The organism is Candidatus Zixiibacteriota bacterium, from assembly GCA_035380245.1.
In the GTDB taxonomy this organism is placed as follows: domain Bacteria; phylum Zixibacteria; class MSB-5A5; order GN15; family FEB-12; genus DAOSXA01.
The window spans coordinates 10,920-13,149 of sequence record DAOSXA010000011.1 but is presented as its reverse complement, the minus strand read 5'-3'; the positions used below and the strand labels follow the sequence as shown (position 1 = coordinate 13,149).

General features: G+C 61.3%; 6 protein-coding genes. 1 reads left to right on the top strand and 5 read right to left on the bottom strand.

Annotation, left to right across the window (positions count from 1 at the left end; translation table 11 throughout):
• Nucleotides 1-494 (top strand): family 16 glycosylhydrolase (locus PLF13_14625; protein ID HOP08503.1); only part of this gene is annotated, 494 nt, incomplete at its 5' end.
• Here the strand turns inward: PLF13_14625 and PLF13_14620 are convergent.
• The 5 genes from PLF13_14620 to PLF13_14600 all read right to left on the bottom strand — a co-directional run.
• Nucleotides 479-847, bottom strand: coding sequence for a hypothetical protein (locus PLF13_14620; protein HOP08502.1), 369 nt, complete (start codon nucleotides 845-847; stop codon nucleotides 479-481). The genes PLF13_14625 and PLF13_14620 overlap by 16 nt on opposite strands.
• Before the next feature lie 16 nt (nucleotides 848-863).
• Entirely contained in the window at nucleotides 864-1,112 is a 249-nt protein-coding gene (locus tag PLF13_14615; GenBank protein ID HOP08501.1) for a hypothetical protein, read from the bottom strand.
• On the bottom strand, nucleotides 1,109-1,333 hold the full coding sequence (locus PLF13_14610; GenBank protein ID HOP08500.1) for a hypothetical protein: 225 nt from the start codon (nucleotides 1,331-1,333) through the stop codon (nucleotides 1,109-1,111). The genes PLF13_14615 and PLF13_14610 overlap by 4 nt, the downstream gene beginning before the upstream one ends.
• Entirely contained in the window at nucleotides 1,330-1,992 is a 663-nt protein-coding gene (locus PLF13_14605; protein HOP08499.1) for a hypothetical protein, read from the bottom strand. Before PLF13_14605 ends, PLF13_14610 begins: the two co-directional genes overlap by 4 nt.
• A gap of 2 nt (nucleotides 1,993-1,994) precedes the next feature.
• The coding region (locus PLF13_14600; GenBank protein HOP08498.1) for a hypothetical protein at nucleotides 1,995-2,230 on the bottom strand (236 nt) is incomplete at its 5' end.

Sequence of the window (2,230 nt, the reverse complement as noted above, 5' to 3'; positions counted from 1 at the left end):
CGTTCAAGTACGGGTCTTTTGAAGTCGAGGCCCGGCTCCCCCGCGGACGCTGGCTCCACCCGTCGTTTCGTTTGGTCCCCGAGACCGGAGTCGCCCCGGAAGTCACCGTTTTCGAAGGCTTCTCCAACTGCAAAGGAAACTACTTCGACTTCCTCCCCCTGAACCCCCTGTCCTGGTGGGCTGTGAAAAGCAATTTCTGGACGGCGCGAGGGGGCGGCAGGCGGCAGTTCGGGTACCGGCAGCATTGGCTGCTGTGCCACGACCCGGCAGAACATTACACAAAGTATAAGCTTCTGTGGACCAAGACAGACCTTACCATATGCTATGACGGGTGGGGAGTTCGCAGGACAGAGAGCAAGACTCTTCTCAATCAGCTGTCGCGAAGCCGAATGCACATCATGATTGGCAACGGGATTCGGGAAGACGCCAAGGGAGACGCGGGGGCCGCGGAGTCGGACTTCGTGATTAAGAGTTTCTCCTACCAGCCTTTGTGAAGAAACGCGGCGCAGAGCCGGTTGATTGACTCGTGCTCCACCTCGGCCACCCGCGGGTCGGTCTCGCTCCGTGAGTTGGCCACTTCCCGGATCAGCTCCGCGAAAAAGATATGGATGACCTCGTGAAGCGCCGTGTCTTCGATGTCCCATCCGGCGTCCGCGCATGGCTTGAACCCGGAGTTCCACTCGACCCTGGCGTATCGCTGGGGGGAATCAATCACCACCTGCGCCATTGTCTCGGTGTCTCCCGGGAACGAGCGCTTCCGGGTGTCGATGTGCCACGAGGACAGCCCCAGCCGCCGGGCCCAGTATCGCACCCGTTTGCAGAAGAGGTGATAACGTGTTGCCGCCATTTTGTAAACTCTGGCTTTACTTTTGCCCGGTCCCGTTAAACTCAGTCACTTCGTCACAAAGTTTCTTGGCCCACTTGGCGATCTCAAGCAGCTCTCCGGGGTTGAACGACAGGCCCTCGCCCCCGTTGGAGTGGAACGTGACGAACGCCCCTGCGCCGTTGTCCTCGATCTCGATTGTCCCGGCCTGGTCCCCCTCCGTGGCGTACTCGAACTTTACGCCGAGGAAGGGCTTGCCGGTACGGTCAAGCGGTGGCAAGGGGCTCATTCCGGGAATCCCATCAGCACGGAGTCGCCTCTAGGTGGCCACAACGCTCCGTCGACCGCGGGGTCCCACGCCGCTTGGAACACGGCGATCGCTTCGTCGCTCATGTCCCTGAGCTTTGTCCTGCCTGTGTTTCTAAGTTGCTCTTCCAAGTCGGGCGGCGCGCCCGGCTTTGACAGAATGGTGCGCGGGTACGAGATGCAGTGGGTATTCAGCAGATTCATTTGGTCTCCTCCGTGAACTCGGCTTCGATGGGTTCGGGTTGCTGGGGGGCTTGGGCACTTGGTGACTGGGAGACTTGGAAGCTCATGGACACGAGGGGCTGTTTGCCCTTCGCCCCCGCGAGCACCAGCCCGCCTGCCTGCTCCGCCGTCAGGCCGCTTAGGCTCACGGCTCTCGCCCCCACGCCAGATGAGGCGGAGAACGTCTCCGAGAGACTGCGGTACAGGGAAGCAAGGTTCTTCAAAGGCTTGATCATCTCCTGAATTTCGTCGACCGTCTTCCCTTCGGCCGCGCTCAGCACCTTCTCCACCGCCGAGTTCAATTGGTTGGAGATTCGAAGGTGCTGTTCCGCCGTGGTGACTCGGTTGTCGAGCAGGAACTTGGAGTACGCCGCCAGCTCTTCCTGCTGGACCTGCGTGATGATCTCGTGCTTCTGCTTGTCCAGACCATATCGCTTGATGGCTCCGCGAACGTCCCGGGTCGTGAGCCCGAGATCGACCGCGATGTCGTCTACCTTCGCGTCCGTGTTCAGGTAGTAGTGGGTCAGTTTCCGAAGCGCCTCGGCCGACACGCCGTCCTGCGGTTCCTTGTAGGGGACCGGGTGCGCGCCTCCGGGAGGCGGCGAAGTCGGAATGGGGACGGGGCGCTCGGGAGCTTCCATGATTACCGCACCGTCACTTCGACCGCGGGCACCTGCTTGAGTTCAATGTCGGCGGTCACAAGGCGCCGCAGCAGGACATAGGTTCCGCTCACCTGGGCCTCGGACTTCAACCATCGGACAAGGGCGTCCGAGCTTTTGAAGCCCTGCGGTACCGGCATGTCCAGCCGGGTCAGGGTTCCGTCGCCGTTGTCCGAGTACACTTCGATGGGGTTTTTGGCCTTGCGGGGCTTGCGCTCTT